The sequence below is a fragment of the Streptomyces sp. NPDC058157 genome (genome assembly GCF_042884105.1).
Taxonomy (GTDB): Bacteria; Actinomycetota; Actinomycetes; order Streptomycetales; family Streptomycetaceae; genus Streptomyces.
In genome coordinates, this window is the sequence record NZ_JBHVUQ010000100.1 from 21,378 (window position 1) to 27,377 (window position 6,000).

5 protein-coding genes and 1 pseudogene are annotated in these 6,000 nt (G+C 72.2%); 5 read left to right on the forward strand and 1 reads right to left on the reverse strand.

The genetic code is table 11. The features are described 5' to 3' along the window. Nucleotides 1-524 precede the first annotated feature (524 nt). Together ACFVXK_RS23610 and ACFVXK_RS23615 are read left to right on the forward strand one after the other, a co-directional pair. Complete coding sequence (locus ACFVXK_RS23610) at nt 525-1,259, forward strand: ArsR/SmtB family transcription factor (protein ID WP_389614703.1); 735 nt, start codon at nt 525-527, stop codon at nt 1,257-1,259. A gap of 77 nt (nt 1,260-1,336) precedes the next feature. Then, nucleotides 1,337-2,281 (forward strand): DMT family transporter, encoded by a 945-nt coding sequence (locus tag ACFVXK_RS23615; protein ID WP_389614705.1) that lies wholly within the window; start codon nt 1,337-1,339, stop codon nt 2,279-2,281. A 739-nt stretch (nt 2,282-3,020) separates the two neighbouring features. Here ACFVXK_RS23615 and ACFVXK_RS23620 read toward each other — a convergent pair. Beyond that, complete coding sequence (locus tag ACFVXK_RS23620) at nt 3,021-3,404, reverse strand: winged helix-turn-helix transcriptional regulator (protein ID WP_389614707.1); 384 nt, start codon at nt 3,402-3,404, stop codon at nt 3,021-3,023. A 92-nt stretch (nt 3,405-3,496) separates the two neighbouring features. Between ACFVXK_RS23620 and ACFVXK_RS23625 the strand changes: the two are divergent. The 3 genes and pseudogenes from ACFVXK_RS23625 (at nt 3,497) to ACFVXK_RS23635 (ending at nt 5,593) form a co-directional block, all read left to right on the forward strand. Further along, nucleotides 3,497-4,337: pseudogene (locus ACFVXK_RS23625) on the forward strand (SDR family oxidoreductase). Nucleotides 4,338-4,427: 90 nt separating this feature from the next. Then, entirely contained in the window at nt 4,428-4,985 is a 558-nt protein-coding gene (locus tag ACFVXK_RS23630) for a transposase (RefSeq protein ID WP_389614709.1), read from the forward strand. A 305-nt stretch (nt 4,986-5,290) separates the two neighbouring features. Then, nucleotides 5,291-5,593 (forward strand): hypothetical protein, encoded by a 303-nt coding sequence (locus tag ACFVXK_RS23635; RefSeq protein WP_389614711.1) that lies wholly within the window; start codon nt 5,291-5,293, stop codon nt 5,591-5,593. The last annotated feature ends 407 nt before the right edge of the window (nt 5,594-6,000 follow it).

A 6,000-nucleotide genomic window follows, 5' to 3' on the forward strand; every position in this document is an offset into this window, starting at 1 on the left:
TGTCTGCAGGGCCCGTTTGTGCCGAAGCCGTCGGCATCGCCGAGGAGGTGCTCACGACGGTCCTGCGGTACGGCAGCGAGTGCGAGGCCGCGCGGACCCGGATGGTCGCGGGCCCGGCCCGGCCCGGTGCGGTAGGGGTGACGTCACGGCCGCGACCCGGCACCTGCTGCGCGCGGAGGAGGTCTTCGTACGCCTGAGCGCCCGCGACGACCTGGCCACGACGCGGTGGGCGCAGGCGGAGGTCGCCTACTACTCGGGCCGGCCCGCCCAGGTCGTGCTGCTGTCCGCCGCGGCCCTGAGCGACACCGCCGAGGGCGAGGACCTCTTCGCCACCGCGTACCGTCACGCCCAGCACGCTCGCGATCTACGCCCTGGGAACGGCTGCGGCACCGCGGTCGGCCGACCGCCGATGACACCGCCGCCCCCCCCTGCATACGGTGGCGGCCACCCCCACCGACTCGCCGCCCCTATACCCCCAGCCCAACAATTCGCCATACACCGAAGTGATGAGGCACTCTGGCAGCATGGATCACACCTCTGCTCCCGGACCGGCGGATTCCCCGGCCCCCGCCGCGCGGCTCGCCTCGCTTGCCGCTGCCCTGGCCGACGAGACCCGGGCTGCCATCTGCATGACCCTGCTGGAGGGTCGCGCCTGGACTGCGGGCGAGCTGGCCCGGACCGCCGGGGTCGCCCCGTCCACCGTCAGCGGGCACCTGACCCGGCTGATCGACGCCGGGATCTGCGTGACCGAACGCCAGGGCCGCCACAGCTACGTGCGCATCGCCGACGCCGCCACGGCCCGCCTGGTGGACGAACTGGCCTGCTACGCCGTCCCGGGCCGGGACGCGGCGCACACCGCGCCGGTGGTCGCCGCGCCCGACCCGCTGGCCCGGGCCCGCACCTGCTACGACCACTTCGCGGGCCGGCTCGGTATGGCGGTCACGGACGCGATGGAGGAGCAGGGGCTGTTGCGCACGGACGCCGTCTTCGAGCTGACCGGGGCCGGACTGGACTGGTGCCGCCGGGCGGGCGTCGACGCGGCCGGCGCGGGCCGGCGGCCGCTGGCGAGTTCCTGCCTGGACTGGACCGAGCGCCGCCGCCACCTGGGCGGCCTCGTCGGGGCGCGGCTGTGCGCGCGGGCCCTGGGGGAGGGCTGGGTGGTCCGGCCGGAGGGTGGCGGCCGGGGCCTGTTGGTGACGGGAGCGGGGGAGGAGGTCTTCGGGGAACTGCTGGGGCTCACCCCGGCGGCGTGGAGCTAGCAGCCGACAGGAAGGCCGCGGAATTACAGAAGAAATACTTCGGTGGATGCCGAACTATTGAGTGTAGGCTCAGAGACATGAAGACCCATCAGCGTGCCCTGCCGCCCGGCCTCCTCACCGGCGGCGCCGTCTGCTTCACGGTGTTCGCCTGGGCGTCCGCCTTCGTCTCCATCCGCAGCGCGGGAACCGCCTACTCGCCGGGAGCGCTCGCCCTCGGCCGGTTGCTCGCCGCCTCGCTGACCCTCGTGACGTTGCTCCTCCTGCGCCGCGAGGGCCTGCCCCCGCGCGGTGCCTGGCGCGGCATCCTGCTCTCCGGAATCGTCTGGTTCGCCGGCTACACGGTCGCGCTGAACTGGGGCGAGCGCCTCGTCGACGCCGGCACCGCCTCCCTGCTCGTCAACACCGGGCCGATCCTGATGGCGCTCCTCGCCGCGCGCCTGCTCGGCGAGGCCCTGCCGCCACGCCTGCTCACGGGCATGGCCGTCTCCTTCGCCGGCGCCGTGGTCGTCGGCCTGTCGATGTCCTCCGGCGGCGACGGATCCACCTCCCTGGTCGGAGTGGTGCTGTGCCTCCTCGCGGCCGTCGCCTACGCGACGGGCGTCGTCGCCCAGAAGCCCGCCCTCTCCTCCGGGACGCCCCTGCAGATCACCACCTACAGCTGCCTCACCGGCGCCGTGGCCTGCCTGTCCTTTACCGGGCAGCTGGTGGCCGAGGTCCCCAGGGCCCCGCTCGCGGCGACCCTGAACATGGTCTACCTGGGCGTGGTCCCGACCGCCCTCGCCTTCACCACATGGACCTACGCCCTCGCGCGGATGCCCGCCGGAAAGCTGGGCGCGACCACGTACGCCGTACCGGCCATCGTCGTCGCCCTGAGCTGGATCCTCCTCGGGGAGGTGCCCGCCTGGCTGACCCTGCTGGGCGGCCTGTTGTGCCTCACCGGGGTGGCCGTATCCCGCTACCGCCCCCGCACCGAGGGCCGCCGCGGAGCGGCGTTGGTCTCGGGGCCGCGTCGCGCGGGATGACCCGGCAGCCGGTTCGCCCGTCCGCCGGCCGGGAGCCCGAGGGAAACCCGGGACCGCCCCGCGGCCGGCGGTCGGGAACGACCGCCGTCCTGCGCCCTGGGACCCCTTGCGGGCCAGCCTGCCGGCCGTGGGAAGGCGGGACCGCAGGTGAGCAGTCGGACGCGTCGGCGGCGGCGAGCAGGCGCGCCGCCTGCTGTCCCTCAGGTTCGCCCACGTTCGTTCAGGGGACCGCGCCTACCCGGAGATCACGGTCGAATCCCGTCATGCGCGCTGCCGGACGCCGACACGGGGGGCGATACATGGCTTTGCGCCAGAGGCATGGCAGGCGCCTCACCGCACGATGTTCCCGGTACTCCCATGCAAGACCACGGGACTTCGCCGCCGGCCCCCACCCACGCAGACGTGCCCGGCCGCAGATAGGCCAGAACGGACAGCCTGGATGCGGGTCGGCTCCCACCAGCGCGATGAGCCGAACCACGACAGACCCGAGCGAGGCTGTGCTCAGGGGGTGACGTCGCACGGGGCGAGGCTGGAAGCAGGCGGAGCAGTGCGTCGCGCAGTGCGGGACGGGGCCGTCATGAGGCGGTGGAGGTCCGTGACGCGCAGGAGACGCGCAGCGGCCCTGCGCAGCTGAGCGCCTGCGAGTCGAAGCAGAGCCGTGCCCACTCCGCTGCCACGGACCAGCCCGTGCGGCCGCAGATCAAGCACCGCCCCGACAGTGGCACACCGGTCGCCGAGCTCAGCCCTGTCGCGGCGGACGTTGGCCGGGCGGCAGCCGGCGGGTGATCCGGTCGAACAAGTCCGTCAGGGGCTCGGCGACGTCCTGGCCGAACTCGCTCAACCCGTAGGTGACCTGGGGCGGGGTCGTGGGCTCGACCTCCCGCCAGACCAGGCCGTCCTGGACCAGTGCGCGCAGTGTCTGAGCGAGCATCTTCCCGCTGATGCCCTGAATGCCGTCGCGCAGCTCGAAGAAACGAAGGTCGTTGTTCCGCAAGGAGATCAGCACCCAGATCCCCCACCTGCTGGTCACGTGGTCCACCACGTCACGTGCCGGGCAGTCGGTGTGAAGCACCTCATACGGTGTGCCGGCCTCGGCCTGCGTCAGCTGCGCGCCTTCCTCCATATCCAGAGCTTACCTCTGGGTATGTCCTTACCAAAGGAAAGCCCGTCTCCTAGCGTCGGCTGCCGGAACGCACAACTGGCAAGGAGCTGAACATGATTGTGGTGACCGGGGCTACCGGGAACGTGGGCCGCCCTTTGACGCGGGCCCTGGCCGAGGCGGGCGAGGAGGTGACGGCGGGTGTCGCGGCACCCGGCGGCCGTACCGGACGGTGTCCGGCACGTTCTGGCCGACCTGGCCGAGCCGCAGGGTGTCGCCTCCGTGCTGGAAGGGGCGAAGGCGCTGTTCCTCCTGCTGTCCGGCGACCTGCACGCTGCTGACGCCAGGCCGGCCGACGTGATCGACCAGGCTGTGGCCGCTGGGGTCCGCCGGGTCGTTTTGCTGTCGTCGCAGGGCGTGGCCACCAGACCGCTCGGTCCGTCGCGGATCGCGATGCGCGCGGTGGAGGACGCGTTGAGGAACTCCGGCCTGCAGTGGGCTGTCCTGAGACCGGGCGGCTTCGCCTCGAACGCCTTGGCCTGGGCGGAGTCCGTCCGCAGGCACAGGACGGTCGCCGCGCCCTTCGGCGATGTGGGGGTCCCGGTCGTGGACCCGGCGGACATCGCCGAGGTCGCGGCGGCCTGCCTGCTGGACGACCGGCATGTCGGCGGAGTCTTGGAGCTGACCGGACCCCAGGCGGTCACGCCGCGCCAGCAGGCACAAGCCGTCGCCGCCGCGCTGAGCGTGCCGGTGCGGTTCCACGAACTCACCCGCGAGGAGGCCAAGGCCGCGATGACCCGGTTCGTCCCGTCGGAGCTCGCGGACGCCACCCTGGACATCATCGCCGCTCCGAACGCCGCCGAACTGCGGATCAGCCCGGACATCCAGCGGGTCCTCGGCCGCGGCCCGCGATCCTTCAGCGACTGGGTCGCCCGTCATACGGCCGCTTTCCGCTGAGCCTGGACGGAGTTGAATCGGCGCCGGGCACCTCCTGCGAGCGAGTCTGCAGAACCGGTCGCGGTAGCGCGGCCGACCCTCCGCTGCTGGATGGCACGGGCATCCTGCAGCCGCTTAGTGGCTGTTGTCGTCCCGATCTTGGGCGATGCTGATCGAACGGGAGTCCCGATCGGCGGCTTTGGCGGGTGCGAGGCCTGGTGGCAGGGGATCGGTCGGCAGCAGGAGGGGCGGGACCCTGAGCCGAGCGCGGGTGTGATCGACTCCCAGCCCATCAAGGCGGACGCCGTCGTCGGATCCGACAGCCGCGGCTTCGACGGCAGCAAGCTGATCAACGGCCGCAAACGCCACGTCGTGGTCGACACGCTCGGCCTACTGCTCGCGGTGACGGTCACCGCAGCGGAAGTCGGCGACCGCGCCGCCGGGCAGATCCTGCTCGCCCAAGTCGCCGCCGCACAACGCCCGCTGGCCCGGATCTGGGCCGTCGGCGGCTTCACCGGCAGCCTCGTCGAGTACGGCCTCACAGCCCTCGCCCTGGTCCTCGCCACCGTCAAGCGCAGTGATGACATGCGAGGCTTCGTCGTACTGCCCAAGCGGCGGATCGTCGAGCGAGAACGCAGTCCTCAAGTCCGGAACGACAACAGCCGCTGAGAGCCGGCTGCCATCGCACCCCCTTGCCGCATCGGGCACTGTTGCACCCTGTGACCTGCGTAGATGGGCGCTTACCCCCGTGCGAGGCCGGGGCGCGACAGCAGCCGGCTCAGGGTCTCCTTGGACGGCATTCGCCGGCGGGTTGCTATGGTGACGGCCGATCAGGGACGGCTTCGGCGGGGGGATCCGTGGGTTCGCAGTATGGAAGTGACCACGCAGGTTTCGGGTGCGCGGCTTGCTGCGCCGAGGACGCCCTGGTGGCGCGGGCGCACCATCAGAGCCGCGACGGGGTTCGGGTCGAGAGGATGATTCAGGACGACTCGCATTTCATCGTCTCTGTCCAGCGCTGCGGCCTCTGTTCGCAGGCCTTCGCGAGCGTCTTCACCGAGTACGTTGACTGGGTCGCCTCACAGGACGCACAGTACCGGACCGTTCTGCCGATCACGGACGCCGAAGCGGACGACCTGATGGCGGGGCGGTTGAGCCCACACCGGGTCGGAGCCCTCGGACACGGCCGCCGCCATCTGCAGAGCGACTGGCCGAGCGGGGCCGACGAGCCGTCCGTGTACTGGAACAGCGGCGTCTTCGAGGTGCGCGAGGGGTACTAACCCGGGTGGGGGAGGGTTTATGAACTGTAGGTGATGGATACCTGTGCTGGTCCGGTGGTGGGGCTGGAAGTGCCGCCTGCCGGGACGAGGTTCGAGCCGCCTCCGCCGCCGCCGGGCCCGCCGGCGCCGGCGGTGACCAGGAAGCAGCCTCCGCCTCCGCCGCCACCGTGCCAGCCGCCACCACCACCGCCCCCGCCGAATCCGCCGCCGCCCGTGCCGCCGGTACCAGGCCTGCCGTCGGTGCCGGCCTTGGAGTCCTCTGGGCAGGCGGCTCCACCCCTACCGCCGTGGGTCTGAGTTCCGCCGCCACCCCCGCCGCCGCTTTCCGGTCGCTCGCCGCCGGGTTTCCCGGTGTCGCCCGCGTTTCCGCCGGTGGCCTCGCGGACGGGACCGGCAAAGCTGGAGCC

Coding starts and splice junctions, on each gene's coding strand:
- ACFVXK_RS23615 (WP_389614705.1), top strand. CDS start 1,337: ATGAAGACCCATCAGCGTGCCCTGCCGCCCGGCCTCCTCACCGGCGGC.
- ACFVXK_RS23635 (WP_389614711.1), top strand. CDS start 5,291: ATGATTCAGGACGACTCGCATTTCATCGTCTCTGTCCAGCGCTGCGGC.
- ACFVXK_RS23610 (WP_389614703.1), top strand. CDS start 525: ATGGATCACACCTCTGCTCCCGGACCGGCGGATTCCCCGGCCCCCGCC.
- ACFVXK_RS23630 (WP_389614709.1), top strand. CDS start 4,428: ATGGCACGGGCATCCTGCAGCCGCTTAGTGGCTGTTGTCGTCCCGATC.
- ACFVXK_RS23620 (WP_389614707.1), bottom strand. CDS start 3,404: ATGGAGGAAGGCGCGCAGCTGACGCAGGCCGAGGCCGGCACACCGTAT.